The sequence below is a fragment of the Desulfobacter hydrogenophilus genome, assembly GCF_004319545.1.
Taxonomy (GTDB): Bacteria; Desulfobacterota; Desulfobacteria; order Desulfobacterales; family Desulfobacteraceae; genus Desulfobacter; species Desulfobacter hydrogenophilus.
The window spans coordinates 4,643,143-4,660,710 of record NZ_CP036313.1; the positions used below are offsets into that span (position 1 = coordinate 4,643,143).

Annotated in this window: 14 protein-coding genes and 1 tRNA gene; 8 read left to right on the plus strand and 7 right to left on the minus strand. The window is 47.8% G+C overall.

From position 1 onward, the window contains the following. Positions 1–158: 158 nt before the first annotated feature. A complete protein-coding gene (locus tag EYB58_RS20625; protein ID WP_111956121.1) occupies positions 159–1,658 on the minus strand; it encodes a transglycosylase SLT domain-containing protein in 1,500 nt (499 codons plus the stop codon). A gap of 241 nt (positions 1,659–1,899) precedes the next feature. Between EYB58_RS20625 and tsaA the strand changes: the two genes are divergently transcribed. Then, on the plus strand, positions 1,900–2,325 hold the full coding sequence (gene tsaA / locus EYB58_RS20630; RefSeq protein WP_111956119.1) for a tRNA (N6-threonylcarbamoyladenosine(37)-N6)-methyltransferase TrmO: 426 nt from the start codon (positions 1,900–1,902) through the stop codon (positions 2,323–2,325). 77 nt (positions 2,326–2,402) lie between these two features. Here tsaA and EYB58_RS20635 read toward each other — a convergent pair whose 3' ends face one another. Beyond that, entirely contained in the window at positions 2,403–2,837 is a 435-nt protein-coding gene (locus EYB58_RS20635) for a peptidoglycan-binding domain-containing protein (protein WP_163354403.1), read from the minus strand. A gap of 302 nt (positions 2,838–3,139) precedes the next feature. Here EYB58_RS20635 and EYB58_RS20640 point away from each other — a divergent pair, with 302 nt between their 5' ends. After that, a complete protein-coding gene (locus EYB58_RS20640; protein WP_111956115.1) occupies positions 3,140–6,916 on the plus strand; it encodes a hydantoinase B/oxoprolinase family protein in 3,777 nt (1,258 codons plus the stop codon). Positions 6,917–7,152: 236 nt separating this feature from the next. Here the strand turns inward: EYB58_RS20640 and EYB58_RS20645 are convergent, their stop codons facing one another. The 5 genes from EYB58_RS20645 to eno form a co-directional block, all read right to left on the minus strand. Beyond that, entirely contained in the window at positions 7,153–7,812 is a 660-nt protein-coding gene (locus EYB58_RS20645; RefSeq protein WP_111956113.1) for a hypothetical protein, read from the minus strand. 151 nt (positions 7,813–7,963) lie between these two features. Next, the gene (locus tag EYB58_RS20650; RefSeq protein ID WP_111956111.1) at positions 7,964–8,428 is read right to left on the minus strand and encodes an Lrp/AsnC family transcriptional regulator; all 465 of its coding nucleotides are present in this window, start codon (positions 8,426–8,428) and stop codon (positions 7,964–7,966) included. A 27-nt stretch (positions 8,429–8,455) separates the two neighbouring features. Beyond that, positions 8,456–9,070, minus strand: coding sequence for an alpha/beta hydrolase (locus EYB58_RS20655; protein ID WP_111956109.1), 615 nt, complete (start codon positions 9,068–9,070; stop codon positions 8,456–8,458). Continuing rightward, the gene (locus EYB58_RS20660) at positions 9,067–10,704 is read right to left on the minus strand and encodes a CTP synthase (RefSeq protein ID WP_111956181.1); all 1,638 of its coding nucleotides are present in this window, start codon (positions 10,702–10,704) and stop codon (positions 9,067–9,069) included. Before EYB58_RS20660 ends, EYB58_RS20655 begins: the two co-directional genes overlap by 4 nt. A 198-nt stretch (positions 10,705–10,902) precedes the next feature. Continuing rightward, on the minus strand, positions 10,903–12,180 hold the full coding sequence (gene eno / locus EYB58_RS20665; RefSeq protein ID WP_111956107.1) for a phosphopyruvate hydratase: 1,278 nt from the start codon (positions 12,178–12,180) through the stop codon (positions 10,903–10,905). Positions 12,181–12,604: 424 nt separating this feature from the next. Between eno and EYB58_RS20670 the strand changes: the two genes are divergently transcribed. The 6 genes from EYB58_RS20670 to EYB58_RS20695 all read left to right on the plus strand — a co-directional run bounded on the left by EYB58_RS20670 (position 12,605) and on the right by EYB58_RS20695 (position 17,562). Next, positions 12,605–13,273 carry an adenylate kinase gene (locus EYB58_RS20670; RefSeq protein ID WP_111956105.1) on the plus strand — a complete coding sequence of 223 codons (669 nt, stop codon included), beginning with the start codon at positions 12,605–12,607 and terminating at the stop codon, positions 13,271–13,273. A 400-nt stretch (positions 13,274–13,673) separates the two neighbouring features. Then, complete coding sequence (gene rpsU, locus EYB58_RS20675; RefSeq protein ID WP_085931433.1) at positions 13,674–13,883, plus strand: 30S ribosomal protein S21; 210 nt, start codon at positions 13,674–13,676, stop codon at positions 13,881–13,883. Positions 13,884–13,947: 64 nt separating this feature from the next. Then, positions 13,948–15,249 carry a bifunctional folylpolyglutamate synthase/dihydrofolate synthase gene (locus tag EYB58_RS20680; protein ID WP_111956103.1) on the plus strand — a complete coding sequence of 434 codons (1,302 nt, stop codon included), beginning with the start codon at positions 13,948–13,950 and terminating at the stop codon, positions 15,247–15,249. Positions 15,250–15,701: 452 nt separating this feature from the next. Then, positions 15,702–17,087, plus strand: coding sequence for a cytochrome B6 (locus EYB58_RS20685; protein WP_207309094.1), 1,386 nt, complete (start codon positions 15,702–15,704; stop codon positions 17,085–17,087). A gap of 186 nt (positions 17,088–17,273) precedes the next feature. After that, positions 17,274–17,468, plus strand: a complete 195-nt coding sequence (locus EYB58_RS20690; protein ID WP_111956101.1) for a hypothetical protein — start codon at positions 17,274–17,276, stop codon at positions 17,466–17,468. An 18-nt stretch (positions 17,469–17,486) separates the two neighbouring features. Continuing rightward, positions 17,487–17,562 (plus strand) — tRNA-Arg (locus tag EYB58_RS20695). The last annotated feature ends 6 nt before the right edge of the window (positions 17,563–17,568 follow it).

A 17,568-nucleotide genomic window follows, 5' to 3' on the forward strand; every position in this document is an offset into this window, starting at 1 on the left:
GGCGCATTAAAGGTTGAATAGCGGGCCTATTGGGCCTTTGATGCAACGAAGTAGATGGGCCAAAAGGCAAGCTATTTCGTTTAAGTTATTTAAGCTGCAGTCCTTAATGCATCGGCACCGATGAATGGGCACCGTTAGCCAGGTATCTTCGGCAAAGCCTAAGGTACCTGGCTAACTACAGGTGTTTTATGCCATCTATAATCTGAATAAATCTTCAGGCTTAAGCCCCCTGCCAGGGGCGTGTCAGGCTGAATGGCCCCCAGCACATCATGATTCCAATAGTAAATAAGAGCAGGACTTAAATTTGCCCCCATCTGCCAGGGGCACGAAGCACAATCCGCACGAATGGTTTTGACCACTCGTTTACAAAATGCCTCCAGGGTTTCATCTTCCCGGGTGGCCAATGCCCCGGGTTTGCCGCAGACTATGCTGTCTCCGTCCAACACCCGGGTGGTCGGGGCCATGCCATTAATTTTAATCACATCGCCGGAATGCAACCCATCCTGCTTTACTAAAAACCGGTTTCCAAATTTAAGCACTTTCACGCTGGTGCCAAAAATGCCGGAAATGCCGGACAGGTCATTGTGGGTCTGGACAACATAATGAATTGTCTTTGGCAGCCCTTTTATTTTTGTGCTGCCGGAGTCCGGATTCGGATCAGGATTTTTCGCCCAATCCGGATACGTTCTGACCATTTTAGCCGTCAACGCAGGTTTCCCTATTTTTGTCAGCAGGATATACCCGTTGCTGACGGCATACGGATAAATTGATGTTGCATGTTGAAGGTCCGGATTCAATTGATATAGGCTTGGGCTCTTCTTTTTTAGAGATTTAACCGACGTTCCGGCCTGAAGGATTTTGGACTCAAACCCGGGGACCGGAAGCATGACCAATCTATTTTGCTTAAGATAACGGTATATCAATGCTGCAGCCAGGCACTGGGGGATATACTCCCTGGAAAAGGGTCCCAAAATGCTGCTTTTAAAAATCGGACCGAATGTCCTTCCCGGATCGTCACCACAGTTCAATAACACATCCGTGACCAGTTGGGTGCCGTGGTGGTAACTGGCTATACTTAATACCGTGCTGGCAAATACCCTGCGATTGTTCCGCAGGTATTTGGCACATGCCACAGCTGATTTTTTATAATTCGTTCTCTCATCCAGTCCATTGTCCATGATCTCCAAGCCATAATGAATGGCGGTGCCGTCAAGAAACTGAAACATCCCCAATGCTCCGGCATCGGACCGTGCATCGGTATTAAAACCGCTTTCCACAAACGGCAGAGCAAAGGCAACTTCTTCGGCAATGCCATATTTCTTAAATGTTTTTTTTATGTAATGCAGGTATTTTTCGCTTCGCCGGATGATCTTGTTTGATTTATCCACATGCTGAACCGTGTAATATTTGATAAAATAGCTGACGTGTCGGACCAGTACATCATCTACGGTAAATGCGGTTTCCTCCCAGTCAGCCATCAGTTCCGTCAACTGATTTTCAACCGTGTTAAGATCAAACGCAACAGGTTTAAAATTCAAATTTACACGATTTTCCGACAAAGCCGGATTAGTCTGGGACATGGCGAAAAAAATCAGTATCAAAAAAATAATGCCGATTTTCTTGTTTATATTTATAGAAAAGAGCGTGGATGATTTCATAAAAACCTTTCGATATATTTTGGTCCACAAGCGATTATTACTTCACATGCCATTGCCATTAAAAGACTTTCTTTTTTATATTGACAATAATCCCTAATGCCGCCTGAATGGTCAAGGAGAATTGATCAGCCTTTTTCAAAATGCAGTTTACCGTGTACGAGACCCGGCATCTGTGTTAAGTTGACATCTTCTTAACCCTGAAAGGAAAGCAACAAGCCGTAAACAAATATAGGTGTTTATAATGACAAACCATACACCCATTTTCTTCACGCCCATTGGTTTTGTGAAAACCAATGCAACCAAATTGCCCCGGCACTGGTCCGTATCACAGGAAAAAGGTATATTAGAGATTCTTCCTGAGTTTGCTTCTGCCCTGCGTGATATTGAAATCGGACAAAAAATTATGGTGTTTTTCCATTTTCACAAAAGTCCGGCATTTAATTCAGAATATCTGTTCCAAACCCCGCCCCATCGGTTGTCTTCCAGGGGAGTGTTCAGCATTTGCTCGCCCATCCGTCCCAATGCCATTGGCATGAGTATTGTTGAGGTGACCAATAAAGACGAAGGACACATTGCGGTCAAACATATCGACATGATTGATGGAACACCGATTTTAGATATCAAGCCCCTGGTCACGGGACGTCAGGATTGTCCAAGCGCAGAATAAAACACGGCTGTCACCCGGATACAATCGGAGAACAGCCGTTCAATCCGTATTATAACATATTGTCTAAAAGGCCGTTCTTACGGTTTATGTTTCATGGGAGCTTCCTTTTTCCGGTTCTCGTTGTCTTTTCTCCCTTGGTCTGCAGAGTGCTTTTGCTGCCCCTGTTTTTTTGAAACCTTACTCCTTGGATCTTGTTTATGTGGTTTGTTTTTGTCGGGTGTATTATTTTTCCCGGTTGGACGGTCAGCATTTGACGTCCGATTTAAAAGCAGATTCAGGGTATGGGAGTCTAACGTCCCGGTAGCCTTTAATCCCCGGCTTTTTTGAAATTTTTTTATAGCCTTGCGGGTTTTATTTCCCATCATCCCATCAGCGGGTCCGGGCGCATATCCCAATGCGCTAAGTTTTTTCTGGACCTTGTGGGTGTCCTGTTTGTAGCCTTTAGCAAACACTCCTGATGCGGACATCCAGCAAATTAGCAAACAGAACAGAATCGTTAAAATATTCTTCATTGTAGCACTCCTTTTTTTCATTAAATTTGAACTGCCGAAGAAATATATGATAACGCTTATTTCATATCAAGAACGAAAATAAATCTCTGTTCGGCCAATAGATAGTCATTAGTTCAAGTTGCCTTTATTTTGGCATTTTCAATTGCTTGGGTATCACCATCCGTAACCGGTACCGCACCCCATCTTTGCCTTTAAAATTTTGAGTCAATCTGCTAAGGAGCACTACCAGACAGTTGAAGCCATCAAATCGTTCCCGGACACCGGCAGGGAGCGGAAGAGCAATCAGATATGAAGGAGTGTCTATGTCAAACCCCGCCAAATTTCGTTTTTCCGTTGACCGCGGCGGTACCTTTACGGATATCTATGCCGAGGTGCCCGGAGAACCCGGATTCCGGATCATCAAGCTGTTGTCCGAGGATCCCCGGAACTATCCTGACGCGCCCCGTGAGGGAATCCGGCGCATCCTGGAAGAAGTTACCGGAAAACCCGTGCCCAAAGCGCAGTTCGACGCCGGCCAAATTGAGTGGATTCGCATGGGAACCACCGTAGCCACCAACGCCCTATTGGAACGTAAAGGCGCGCCCAGCGCCCTGGTGGTGACCCGGGGATTCGGTGATATTCTTCAAATCGGAAACCAGAACCGGCCAAAAATTTTTGATCTGGAGATCAAAAAGCCTGAACTTTTGTACCAAAAAGTTATTGAGGCGGACGAACGTTTAAGAATTTTACGGGAGGATGAGAACACCACGGCAGTGGACGGCAAAATAGTAAAGGGAATTACCGGTGACCGTCTGGCAGTAATCCGTCCCCTGGATATAGCGGCCATAAAATCGGATCTTAAGGCTGTATATGACCTGGGTCTCCGCAGCCTGGCCGTCGTGCTCATGCACGCCTATGCCTGGCCGGATCATGAACGGGCCATCGGCCGCCTGGCCCTGGAGATAGGATTTACCCAGGTTTCTCTGTCCTCCCAGGTCATGCCCCGGGTGAAACTGGTGGCCAGGGGAGATACCACGATGGTGGACGCCTACCTCAATCCGCATATTCGCACCTACCTTGACAGCTTTAAACGCGGGTTTAAGGACGAACTTGCCCAGACCGGCCTTCTTTTCATGCAGTCCGACGGCGGACTGGCCGGTGCCGACGGGTTCACCGGCAGCCGCGCCATCCTGTCCGGACCTGCCGGGGGGGTGGTGGGATATGCCATGACCACCTTTGATGCTGAAAGAAAACAACCGGTCATCGGATTCGACATGGGGGGCACGTCCACTGATGTCTCCCGGTTCGGCGGGGAATACGAACTGGTCTTTGAAACGGAGATCGCCGGTGTACGCATCCAGGCTCCCCAGCTCCACATCAAGACCGTGGCCGCCGGCGGGGGAAGCCGCCTCTTCTTTGACAACGGCATGTTTATCGTAGGACCCGAATCTGCCGGGGCCCACCCTGGGCCGGTCTGCTACCGAAAAGACGGATACCTGACGGTTACGGATGCAAATCTGGTGCTCGGGCACATTCAACCGAGGTACTTTCCCCATATTTTCGGGCCCAGCGAGGATCAGCCCCTGGACGTGGAAGCGGCCCGTAAGGCTATGGCCGACCTGACAGAAGAAATCAATGCGTATTGCGCCGCTGCCGGGTTACCGTCCATGACAATGGAGGAAGCCGCCCTGGGCTTCATCCGGGTGGCCAACGAGGTGATGGTCAGGCCCATCCGGGAAATTTCAGTGATGCGGGGGTTCGATATCAAGGCGCATGTGCTGGCCACCTTCGGGGGGGCCGGCCCCCAGCATGCCTGCGCCGTTGCCCGGGTCCTGGGAATCTCTCAAATTTTTATCCATCGATTTTCCGGCATTATGTCCGCCTACGGCATGGGCATGGCCGATGTGGTCACGGAACGGCAGCAGCCTTCCTCCGCTGTCTTATGCCCACAAGCGCTGAAAGACATTGAAACTATTTTTGAGCGGCTGGAAGAAAAGGCCTCCCGGGAACTGCAGGATCAGGGATTCTCCCCAAAGGCCGTTGATACCACCCGGTTTCTTAACCTGCGGTACCACGGGACAGATACGGCCATTATGATCTGTCGGCCTGAAGACAATGATTATGCTGGAGCTTTCAGGGGCGTCTACCGCAGAGAGTTCGGATTCGATCTTTTTGGAAGGCAAATCCTCATCGACGATATCCGGATACGGGCCCGGGGCAAAGCTGCGGGTCTGCGTCGAATCAACGCTCCAAAGGCCAGGGAAAAACCGCCGGTGCTGGATACGGCCCAGTGCTATTTTGAAGACGGCCGTCACAAGACCCTTATCTATGATCTGGAAAAACTTGCCGCCGGCCATTGTATTGCCGGCCCTGCCATTCTGATTCACCAAACCTCCACCATTCTCATCGAACCCGACTGTACCGCAGCCATTACCCAAAACGGCGATGTGGAGATCAAGGTGGGCGCGGGCACGCACACGCCAATCGGCACAAAACTCGACCCGGTCCAACTCTCCATTTTCAGCAATCTTTTCATGTCCATTGCCGAACAGATGGGTCGGATGCTGCAAAAGACCGCCATATCCACCAATATCAAGGAACGCCTTGATTTTTCCTGCGCCCTGTTCGGACCCCATGGCGAGTTGGTGGCCAACGCGCCCCATTTGCCGGTCCATCTGGGAAGTATGAGTGACGCGGTAAGGGCGCAGATCCAACGCCGGGGAAGCGATCTTACGCCTGGGGATGTGCTGGTCTCCAACCACCCGGCGGCAGGGGGCAGCCATCTGCCCGACATTACGGTCATCACCCCCGTGTTCAAGGACGACCAAGTGATTTTCTGGGTGGCGGCCCGAGGACACCACACCGACATCGGCGGCATCACCCCCGGCTCCATGCCCCCCAACTCCCGTAGCCTTGAAGAGGAAGGGGCCTGCATTACCTCGTTTAAGCTGGTGGAAAACGGCCTTTTTCAAGAGGAAGGCATTTCAGAACTGCTGCGAGCGCCGGGCAAACTGACCCCGGCACCGGGGCGCCCTGCCATCTCAGGCACCCGTCTTCTGGCTGACAACATCTCCGACCTCAAGGCCCAGATAGCCGCCAATCAGAAAGGAATCGAACTGGTGCTGGAGATGGTGGATCACTACGGCTTCGACGTGGTCCAGGCATATATGAAGTACGTCCAGGATGCGGCTGAAGAGGCGGTGCGCCAGCGACTCAAAACGCTTTCCACCTCCAAAGGGATGGCCGAACGAGACACAATCCGCGCCAAGGACTATCTGGATGACGGCAGCCCCATTGTCCTGGCCCTCACCATCGACAGAAAAGACGGCAGCGCTCTATTTGATTTTCAAGGCACCGGATCTCAAATCTGGGGAAACTGTAATGCCCCCAAGGCCGTCACCAAATCAGCCATCCTTTACTGCCTGCGGTGCCTGATTGAAAAAGACCTGCCCTTAAATCACGGCTGCCTTATTCCCATCACTGTCAAGATCCCCAAGGGATCATTGCTTGATCCCTCTTCCGAGGCGGCGGTGGTGGGCGGCAACGTGCTGACCTCCCAGCGCATTACCGACGTGGTCCTCAAGGCGTTTGGTGTGGTCGCCGCCTCCCAGGGCTGCATGAACAACTTTACCTTTGGCAACGATCGGTTCGGCTACTATGAGACCATCGCCGGCGGGGCCGGGGCCGGCCCGACCTGGCATGGCCAAACCGGGGTCCAAACCCACATGACCAACACCCGTATCACTGATCCGGAAATCATGGAGCGGCGATATCCCGTACTTCTCAGGGAATTTTCCATCCGCCGGGGGTCCGGCGGCCGGGGACGATTCAACGGTGGGGACGGTTTGGTGCGTGAGGTGGAATTTTTAGAGCCTCTTAATGTGGCCATCCTTTCCGAACGTCGGGTCTTTGCGCCCTACGGGCTGGAAGGCGGTGAATCGGGAAAAAAGGGGGTCAATCTTTTCATCAGAAAAGACGGCGCTTCAATCTCTATGGGCGCTAAAAACGAAATCCTGGCTCAACCCGGTGAGCGTTTCCGTATCATGAGCCCCGGCGGGGGTGGATTTGGCACGCCAACAACGGATGAAAAAACAAATTAAAAGCAATTATTGCCGGAGTCATAAATGCAGAACCGGGACAAAAACCTGGAACAGGCCCTTGCGCTATCTATACCCGTTTTTTTTGCATTTAGTGAACATCTGAAGCACCAGGGATTTATGATCGGGGGGAAACTCTCCCTATATTGGGCCGATTAAAGTGGAAACCGACACCATAAGAAAAACGGCAGGGATTGGCTTATACTGGCCGATCCCTGCCGAAAAATGATCAACGGTTTTCAACGACGCTCACATCCTGGTTTACGGAGTCTTATTTCTTCTTCAGTGCATTTTTTGTTGTCTTTACGGTTTTTGTCGTCTTTACGGTTTTTATTCTGGGGAGGACCCATCTTGCGCTGATTGCGATCATTTCGTTCCTGCTTCACTTTTTTGCGATCATGTTGACGTGGCTCCTCGGCCCGCTTTCCTGGATATTTTTTTAGTTGGTTCTTTTCATTATGCCGTGAGTCTTTACGGAGAGAATCGTTTTTCTGTCGGTATTTGTCACTCCGACGGGGATCTTTTTGGGGCTGATATTTTGGTTTCTTTGACTGAGGCTTATCGTGCCTATCATATTTATGATCGCGGTGATCATTATGAAAATGGCGCCCCTTCCACCTGGTGTCACGTGGCCAGTGAGTACGAGGTAACGCGATCCATCTTCCGCCTTTGGCTCTGCTATAGTACCAACGTTGATTGCTATAGAAATAGTAATAACCGTGGTAGTTGTAGTACGGCCGTTGGTACAAATTTACAGTGTAAGGCAAGGCTGGCACGACCATCACATTGGAACGGTAACCGGGATCAGAATAGTAACCGTCAGCCGGAACCACACACCCCGAAAAAAGGAATGTGCTGCTGACAAGCATAAATAGAGCGAGTATTGTTGATCTATTCATACATCTCCTTAGTTTGTAGTTTACAAATAGAAATTCCATTGTATACCGAACAGAGTATAGCAAAAAATGAAAAGATGATCAAGAATCTGAAGAAAGTAGCCTGGCCCAAGGAAGGCCAGGCTATAAAACACAATGAATGGGCTTTAAGCTGTCATTCCCCGGTTTCCAAGACAAAAATTTTTTTATCCTTAGGGCTGTCAATGACAATTGAAGACTGGATGTTCTGGATGCCCTGTATCCGGGTCAATTTTTGGTTCATAAATTCTGCATAGGCCTTGATGTCCTTTGCAATGACCTTGAGAATAAAATCATGGGCACCGGCAATCTGGTAGCACTCCACAACCTCATCAAGTTCCGAAAATTTTTCCTTGATTAAAGGCACCGAAGACAGTTTGCTCAAGCTCAATGTAATGCTGACAATGACCATGATGGAAAAACCGACCTTTTCCGGATCCACCACCGCCGTAAAATGGGAGATAATCCCAGCAGTTTCAAGGCGCTTCACCCGTTCGAAAGTAGCAGGCGCTGAAATCCCCACCATCCGGGACAGCTTGGCATTGGTTATTTTCCCGTTTTCCTGGAGAATGTTCAGTATTTTTTTATCAATCCGGTCCAAATTTCGTTTTTCCAATGCCTCAAAAATTCAGGACTGCAGGTAGTCTGAAAGAACGTCTTCCAACTTGTCTAAAGCACCAACATAAAAGTGATCGACATCGGAAAGAACCTCTATCCGGGGAGAAATTTTCCATTTAGACAAAAGATCCTGCACCAGGAAAACAGGTGCCAAATCATCATTTTCACCAGTAATAATCAGTCCTGTATTGGGCAACGGTTCCACTTGGTCAAAACTCAACAACGCTGCCGGCGGCGAGACCATAATATGATCGCAGATATCAACACCGGCACTGACGACATGGGCATTGACCCATGAACCAAAGGAGTATCCGGCAAGAAAAAGCTGATCATACCCTTGGTCGGATAAAAAATCTAAACCGCTTCTGACATCATCCTGCTCGCCCCGGCCATCGTCAAATTTTCCGGCACTGCCCCCGGTACCTCTGAAATTAAAACGCAGGGTAGCAATCCCGGCGGATTGAAAGCAGGCAGCCATCCGGCAGATCACAGGCACATCCATGTTCCCACCATAAAGAGGGTGGGGATGTGTGAGCACAACAGCTTTCCCTGTCTCCTGCCGGTTTAAATACCCCTCAAGACAGATATTGCCGACACCGGTTATGGTAATGAATTCTTCAATCATTTTTTATTTTTCAGCGCGGCCCTGATAAATGCCTTAAAAAGAGGATGGGGAACCATGGGTTTGGACTTGAATTCCGGATGAAACTGGCAGCCCAGAAACCACGGGTGATTTTTAAGTTCCACAATTTCCACCAGGTCATGGTCCGGGGATGTCCCTGAAATAATAAGTCCTGATTCAACCAGTTTATCCTTGTATTCATTATTGAACTCAAAACGGTGGCGATGCCGTTCGGAAATATTTTCAGTCTTGTAAGCATTCATGGCAAAGGTGTTTTCAACCAGAAGACAGGGATAGGCACCTAACCGCATGGTGCCGCCTTTATTCGAGGATTCATCCCGTTTCTCCACCTTGCCGGTCTGCTCATCCACCCACTCTTTCATCAGGTAGATCACCGGATAGGGCGTGTCGATATCAAATTCCTCGCTGTTGGCATCTTCCAGGCCGGCAAGATTGCGTGCAATCTCAACTACGGCCATCTGCATACCCAGGCAGATACCGAAAAAGGGCACCTTGTTTTCACGGGCAAACCCGGCAGCAAGAATCTTTCCTTCAATCCCCCGGGTCCCGAACCCGCCCGGGACTAGAACACCATCGACCTTGGACAGCACGTCAACTACATTCTTTTTTGTCAGGGTGGAGGAATCCACAAATTGCAAATTTACCTTGGTGTCATTGGAGATACCGCCATGGGTCAATGCCTCGTTCAGACTTTTATAGCTCTCTGTTAAGTCTACATATTTACCCACAATGGCGATGGTGACATTATGCCTTGGATTTTTCAGGCGCTCCACCATTTCCCGCCAACCGTCAATACGCGGGGCCCGGGCCCATATGTTCAATTTTTTAAGAATCATGTCCCCGAGGCCTTCTTCGTTATAGACAATGGGCACATCATAGATGCAATCCACATCCTTAGCGGTGAAGACGGCTTCAGGTCCGACATTGCAGAACAGAGCAATCTTGTTTTTAATATCCTGGGTCAAAAGGCTCTCCGTACGACACAAAAGAATATCCGGCTGGATACCGATGCTTCTAAGTTCCTTGACACTATGCTGGGTGGGTTTGGTTTTTACCTCACAGGCGGTTTTAATATAGGGTACCAGGGTCAAGTGGATGTAAATCACGTTATTGGCGCCGGCATCGGCTTTGAACTGGCGGATGGCCTCAAGAAAGGGAAGGGATTCAATATCCCCGATGGTGCCGCCGATTTCAACAATCACCACATCGGTGTTATGGGAAACCAGGGAAATGGCCCGTTTAATTTCGTCAGTAATATGGGGGATCACTTGAACAGTCCCGCCAAGGTATTCGCCCCGGCGTTCCTTGGTGATCACCTGGTGATAGATCTTTCCTGTGGTAAAATTGTTGTTCTTACCAAGTTTGGCATTGGTGAACCGTTCATAATGCCCCAGATCAAGATCGGTTTCCGCACCGTCATCAGTGACAAACACTTCACCGTGCTGGAAGGGGTTCATGGTTCCAGGGTCAACATTTATGTAGGGGTCCAGTTTCTGAATGGTCACGCTCAGACCCCGGCTTTCCAAAAGCATACCGATGGCCGCCGACGCCAACCCCTTGCCCAATGATGATAACACTCCGCCTGTTACAAAAATATATTTAGTTACCTCAGCCATCCAGTCCTCACTTCCGCGCTTTTTTTTAATCATAACTTTTAAAAAAAGGTGAGGATTTATAAGGATAAACACCTCACATTTTCCTCACCTGATAAATAAAAAAATATTATTACCATGAACATGTCTGGTTTATTTCAATCCCAGAACGAAAAAACCGTATTTAGACGCAGATGAGTGACTTTGCATCCAAACACAACACTATTTTAAAACAAACAGATCCTCCGGAAAGACTGCACAATCAGCCAGTTCCTCTTCTATGCGCATCAGTTGATTGTATTTTGCAACACGATCACTTCTAGACATGGATCCGGTTTTTATCTGTCCGGAATTCACGCCCACAGCAAGGTCGGCAATAAAGCTGTCTTCGGTTTCACCGGACCTGTGGGACACCACGGTGGTATACCCCGAATCCTTAGCCATCTGGATGGTGTCAAGGGTTTCGGTCACGGTGCCGATCTGGTTAAGCTTAATCAGAATGGAATTGCCCACCCCCCTGGCGATGCCTTGTTTAAAAATATCTGGATTTGTCACAAAGATATCATCACCCACAATCTGAACACGGTTACCCAGGCGCTGGGTCATAATTTCCCAGTTATCCCAGTCCTCTTCTGCCAGACCGTCTTCAATGGAAACCAAAGGATATTTATCAATCAGACTTTCATAGTAATCAATGAGTTCAGCAGGGGATAATTCTCTATTTTCAGAAGCGAATACATACTTGCCGTTTTTGTAAAACTCGCTGGCTGCGGCATCCAGGCCGATGCCGATATCCTTGCCTGGACGATAGCCGGCCGCTTCAATGGCGGCAATAATATTTTCAATGGCCTCTTCATTGGACGCAAGATCCGGAGCGAATCCACCTTCGTCACCAACGCCCGTGGCAAGCCCCTTGCCTTTAAGTATCTTTTTCAGGTTATGAAAAGTTTCGGCGCCCATGCGGACAGCTTCGGACACATTGGCTGCCCCGAAGGGAAGAATCATAAATTCCTGGATATCCAGGTTGTTGGCAGCATGGGCACCGCCGTTGATTATATTCATCATGGGAACAGGCATGACCCGCGCATTGATGCCACCGATATGGCGGTACAATGGAATCCCATTGGCTGCAGCTGCGGCCCTTGCGGCGGCCATGGAAACGCCCAGAATAGCGTTGGCACCCAGCCGTGATTTGTTTTCAGTTCCGTCAATATCAATCATGGTCCGGTCCAGTCCGGCCTGGTCCATGGCATCATAGCCGATGATCTCCGGAGCTATGACTTCATTGACATTGGCCACCGCATTGAGCACACCTTTACCCATGAAACGGTTTTCGGCCTTGTCACGAAGCTCAAGCGCCTCCCTTGTACCGGTTGACGCACCAGAAGGCACAGCAGCCCGCCCCTGTGCGCCGCAGGCTAAAGTCACATCCACTTCAACCGTAGGATTCCCCCTGGAATCGATAATTTCCCTTGCCCTGACATCAATCAGTTCCGTCATTTTTTTTACCTTTTTTTTATATATGAATAATTATTTAACGTTTGCACCGAATTGTCTGAATTAAGACTCAGTCTCTTAATATCAATTTGCCAGGGTACATTCAAGGTCTTATCCCACTTTTAATTTGGCAAGCTTGTGCCAACTTTTTAATACATTTTATCCGGTTCATTAAAAGAGAATAAAAGCATATACAGCACATGAAGTAAGGCTGCAATACCTTGACAAAAAAAGGGCAGTCCTATATTAAGATTTGTTGATACAGTTATGGGCATATCTTACATTTTTCATGACAAGAAGGCCCTGCATCAGATTATGAAAGAACGCCATGCAGTGATCAGTTCTTTTATTTTAAAATATTACGATTTTTTATTATGTCGGACGTGTCCCGACAGGACATAAATATAAACAACCTCAAGGAGTAAAGATGAACATCTTATTTTTCGGCCCCAACGGCAGCGGCAAAGGCACCCAGGGAAAAATCCTGAAAGACAAATACAATATGGCCCATGTTGAATCCGGTGCAATTTTCCGCGACAACATCAAGGGCGGCACTGAACTTGGCAAAAAAGCCAAAGAATATATTGACAAGGGCGACCTGGTGCCTGATGAAATCACGATTCCCATGATGATCGACCGTATCAAACAGGATGACTGTAAAAACGGCTGGCTGCTGGACGGTTTTCCAAGAAATAAAGTTCAGTCTGAAAAACTGCATGCCGCACTGAACGAACAGGGCATCAAACTTGACTATGTTATCGAAATGCTGCTGGATCGTGAAATTGCCAAAAACAGAATTATGGGCAGACGGTTGTGCGAGAATGACAACAACCACCCCAACAATATTTTCATTGATGCCATTAAGCCCGACGGAGACAAATGCCGGGTATGCGGTGGTGCACTGAGCTCCCGTGCAGATGATCAGGACGAGAACGCCATCGACAAACGCCACTCCATTTATTATGACACGGAGACAGGCACCCTGGCCTCTTCTTATTACTTCAGAGATCTGCCTGATGCAGATTTCAAATATATCACGCTGAACGGCGAACAGGCACTGCCCGATGTAACGGCAGAACTGATTTCCAAACTGTAAAAAGATAGCTTACCCGGACGCATAAATGCGTCCGGGTTTTTTTAATTCAAAAAATTTAACAAATATCAAATCCCTCCATTCATATCATGGCTATAAAAAGCCATTTAAGAATTGCTGCACCAACCATTTTTTTCTTGCCTTAACGCATTAAATTTGTTAGAAAGCTCGTTTATAAATATTTTCGTATGAAAGTTAGCATACGTTTTTGAATTACTTTCATGTTTTGTTGTGGGTTGTATCTCGATGCCAATAGACCAAGTCAACCCAAGACTCTTTATATGAAAATCAAAACAATTATTGAATTGCTTTCATATTGCGTTATGGATTAGACTTGGTATTGATAGACAGGATCTGTCCATGGCTGCTATATTTAAATTTATTTTGAAAGGGGCGATGCTGCTTGAAAGAAATTACTGTCACAGTTATTGACAATGACGTTGAAAAAGCGTTACGCATTCTGAAGAAAAAAATTCAGAATGACGGACTGTTTAAACGTCTCAAGGTTAAGAAACATTTTGAAAAACCTTGTCAGTACAGAAGACGTAAGATGAGAGAGGCAATGAGAAGACAACGAATTGCCGCCTCAAGATCTCGCAGAAGACGTAGCTAAGTATTAAAAAGACCCCGGCATATCAAATTGGCAGATATGCCGGGTTTTTTTATGGACATTTTTCATGACCCCCCCCGCCTATAAACTGTGCCTGGAAAAAATTTACAAACTAGGCCGGTTTGGTATCAAGCTTGAGCTGGATACCATTTCAAATATTCTTTCACAACTCAAGACCCCTCAGAATAATTACAACATGGTTCATGTGGCCGGAACCAACGGCAAGGGATCCACGGCGACCTGTATTGCGGCAATCCTCAGCGCTGCCGGGTTTAAAACGGGTATCTACACAAGCCCTCACCTGGTCCGATTCAATGAACGCATCTGCGTGAACGGGCAACAGATCAGTGATGCAGATGTGGTCAGTGCATACGAGGCGGTGAACGCTGCCGACAATGGATCGCGCCGGGCCACCTTTTTTGAAATTGTCACGGCCATGGCCTTTTATCATTTTGCCAAAGAGACGGTGGAATGGGCGGTCATTGAAACCGGCATGGGGGGCAGATTTGACGCCACCAACGTTATTACGCCAAATGTCAGTGTTATCACCAACCTTTCCATTGAGCACAGCGATTACCTTGGACATACCATCAGGGATCTGGCCCGGGAAAAAGGCGGTATCATAAAACCAGGAGTGCCTGCAGTTACGGCCGTATCCCAGCCATCGGGAATGGACAAGCTGACTAAGATCTCCAACGATAAAGGATCAGCCCTTTACCTGTTCAAAAATGACTTTTTTATCCGCAAAATCCCTGACCAGCCAGCATATAATTACAAGGGACTTTATCAAAAGTTTAAAGGTCTGACCAAACCTTTACCCGGAGAACACCAGCGGGAGAACCTCGCTTTGGCCCTGGCGGCCGTTGAGCTTATTTTTGAACAAAACAAAGAAACAGATCCACGATATGAACTGACCCAGGAATTAATTCATAAAGGGCTTGCCCGGGTCCATTGGCCTGGCCGCCTTGAAAAAGTCATGGATCACCCCCTGGTTATCCTGGACGGGGCCCACAATCTCAGGGCATCTGTTCTGCTGGGCAAATACCTCAAGCAGACTTTAGGGAATAAAAGACTGACACTTGTCATCGGCATCCTGGATGATAAACCCTATGAAGCCATGCTGGCCCAACTTTTGCCCAGGGCCCAGCGGGTTATTGTAACCAAAGCCAAAATCGACCGCAGCATTGAGTCTGCAGTATTGGCCGCAGCAGTCAAAAAAATATTCAAAGGGGACTTGCAGGTTATCGAAGATGTACAAGATGCGGTATCTTACGCAATTTTGACGAGTTGTAAGAACGACGCCATCTGTATTGCAGGTTCCCTTTATGTGGCCGGCGAGGCTAAGGAAAAATTTGATAGCCTCAAATAACCTACCCATTTAAAAGTGGCGACCATTGTAGGACAAATGTTTTAAAATTTTAATTGGGCATCTTAATTTCTTACTCATTCATAGCGGCTTAGTGATGGAGAGTCCTATCTCGATTCGCATATATTCCAGACGGTTCCGCCCTTGTTTTCTGCTAATACTTCTGTTAATACTGTATACATCAATAGAATTCACGTATGGGAGTTGCATCCCATAGTTCATAGTATGGGTATTTCCATTTCCTAACACCCAACAGCTCGCCCGAAGGGCGATAATTTAACGGCCATGCCGGGCGCATCAAACGGATCAAGTAATCTACGGTCCTAAATTCACGCACGGCGCCGGTCAGCACCACGATTATGCCATCAAATATTGAAATAAGGAGGTGATGCGTTAAAAATTTTATGGTTAAAAATGTATAAATACGCCAACTATTTAAGAAGGAGGATCATGACATGAAAAAGAAAAATATGTTCATTAAATGCTTCAATATCTGGATTATGTTGCTCGTTGGAATAAGCGCGACAGCAGTTTATGCACAGCAAGCTAAAGTCGTTTCCAGCTATGGGCCGATAAACCAAACAGAAACCTTCGAGCAAATCAAAGCGGCACGCATGGCAGTGAAAAGCGAGCGTGCCGAACGCCAAAAAAAATTATTAAACGCACGATATGACCTTTCAAAAAAGACAACGGATGAGGTCACAATGTCGGGAGGAAAGCCCATCCCAGTCGGACCGACAGCGAACCTTCACGGAACAACCTGGGAAAAGCTTGATAAAATGACTCCCGAACAAATAAAAAAACAAGGGTTATTCCCTTACAAGCCGTTACCTTTTGCTGACCATGCTGAAGGAGGTATGCTTTTCCCGGAGATGATCACAAAATCTTTGCCCAGGCTGGTTCGTTTTGACTTGGATTTCGACCTGCCCGAACATATTCTTCCAGACCCTGTCCCAGCAATTTATCTGACCACCCGTCCCGACCTTGGCGATGTGGCAAAGGGACGACTGATTACCATCGAAAATTATTATGAAATCTTTAACGGTATTTTGAACCCCAAACAGCTTGAGGGTCTCAGGCTCCTGGTTACCCAATTCCCCCAACAACAATTTAACGCGACCGAAGACCGCCGAACCGACCGGCCTGACGGCATGTTGGGCGTAACCTGTTTCGATTGTCATGCCAATGGCCATACTAACGGCGCCAACCATCTAGTTGGTGACATTCGACCCCAGGAATTTAGGCACCGCATTGAAACCCCTACCTTGAGAGGAATGAATATCCAGAGACTTTTCGGTTCCCAGCGTGCGCTTAAAACCGTAGAAGATTTCACCGAATTTGAACAGCGCGCCGCTTACTTTGACGGAGACATCTGCATGGCTGTTAAAAAAGGGGTTAATGTTCTTGAAAGAGGCTCCCAGGTACACGCCATGGCAGAATTTCTTGCAATTCTCGATTTTCCTCCAGCCTCTAAGCTCAACATTTACGGAGAGCTGGACCAGACCAAGGCGAACGATAGCGAACTGCGCGGTGAGACGCTTTTCAACGATAAGGCTAGATGCGCCGTATGCCACCCAGCCCCATACTACACTGATAATAATATGCATAACCTCAAAGCAGAGCGTTTTTACAAACAAGAACTGGCAAATGATATGATGATGGCCCACGATGGCCCCATTAAGACGTTCCCCTTGAGAGGCATCAAAGACTCCCCCCCATATATGCACGACGGAAGATGTTTCACCCTTGAGGATACAGTGGAATATTTTAATCTTATTCAGCAACTTCACTTGAAGGCTCAGGAAAAAGAGGATCTGGTTGCTTTCTTGCGCGCTTTATAGGAATATTTAGGTGGGTCAAATGAGGGGCAGAGGAGTGCCCCTCATTTTTTGTGCGAGGTGCACATATCCAAAAAACGTATTAATACGAAGGTCTGCAAAAATGGATTTACGGCCTGAAGTCCCAAATTGTAAAAAAACCGGGGTTAAAAATTTGGAGCATCGTTCAATCGGCATCATGTGTCCAAAATGAAATCGGGATCAAAAAAATTATCCAGTATTGACATTCAGCGGCAATTGAGGCATAAGAATGCAACCATGATGGATCACGACTTAAATGAACTGGGAAATGAAAGCAATGCCGCAAGTGTCATTGAAAAAATTCAGGCCCATCCCAGATTAAAAAGTGTAGTCATCCTTCAAAAAAATGATTTGGCATCCTAAGCGTGTCAAAAAGTTTATGCGCCCGTAGTGCAGTGGATAGCACGTCAGCCTCCGAAGCTGAAGATCGCTGGTTCGATTCCAGCCGGGCGTACCATCTATA

Bases quoted from the DNA above. Each gene is read 5' to 3' on its own strand.
- EYB58_RS20625 (WP_111956121.1), bottom strand. From the start codon at position 1,658: ATGAAATCATCCACGCTCTTTTCTATAAATATAAACAAGAAAATCGGC.
- tsaA (WP_111956119.1), top strand. From the start codon at position 1,900: ATGACAAACCATACACCCATTTTCTTCACGCCCATTGGTTTTGTGAAA.
- EYB58_RS20635 (WP_163354403.1), bottom strand. From the start codon at position 2,837: ATGAAGAATATTTTAACGATTCTGTTCTGTTTGCTAATTTGCTGGATG.
- EYB58_RS20640 (WP_111956115.1), top strand. From the start codon at position 3,140: ATGTCAAACCCCGCCAAATTTCGTTTTTCCGTTGACCGCGGCGGTACC.
- EYB58_RS20645 (WP_111956113.1), bottom strand. From the start codon at position 7,812: ATGAATAGATCAACAATACTCGCTCTATTTATGCTTGTCAGCAGCACA.
- EYB58_RS20655 (WP_111956109.1), bottom strand. From the start codon at position 9,070: ATGATTGAAGAATTCATTACCATAACCGGTGTCGGCAATATCTGTCTT.
- EYB58_RS20660 (WP_111956181.1), bottom strand. From the start codon at position 10,704: ATGGCTGAGGTAACTAAATATATTTTTGTAACAGGCGGAGTGTTATCA.
- eno (WP_111956107.1), bottom strand. From the start codon at position 12,180: ATGACGGAACTGATTGATGTCAGGGCAAGGGAAATTATCGATTCCAGG.
- EYB58_RS20670 (WP_111956105.1), top strand. From the start codon at position 12,605: ATGAACATCTTATTTTTCGGCCCCAACGGCAGCGGCAAAGGCACCCAG.
- EYB58_RS20680 (WP_111956103.1), top strand. From the start codon at position 13,948: ATGACCCCCCCCGCCTATAAACTGTGCCTGGAAAAAATTTACAAACTA.
- EYB58_RS20685 (WP_207309094.1), top strand. From the start codon at position 15,702: ATGAAAAAGAAAAATATGTTCATTAAATGCTTCAATATCTGGATTATG.
- EYB58_RS20690 (WP_111956101.1), top strand. From the start codon at position 17,274: ATGAAATCGGGATCAAAAAAATTATCCAGTATTGACATTCAGCGGCAA.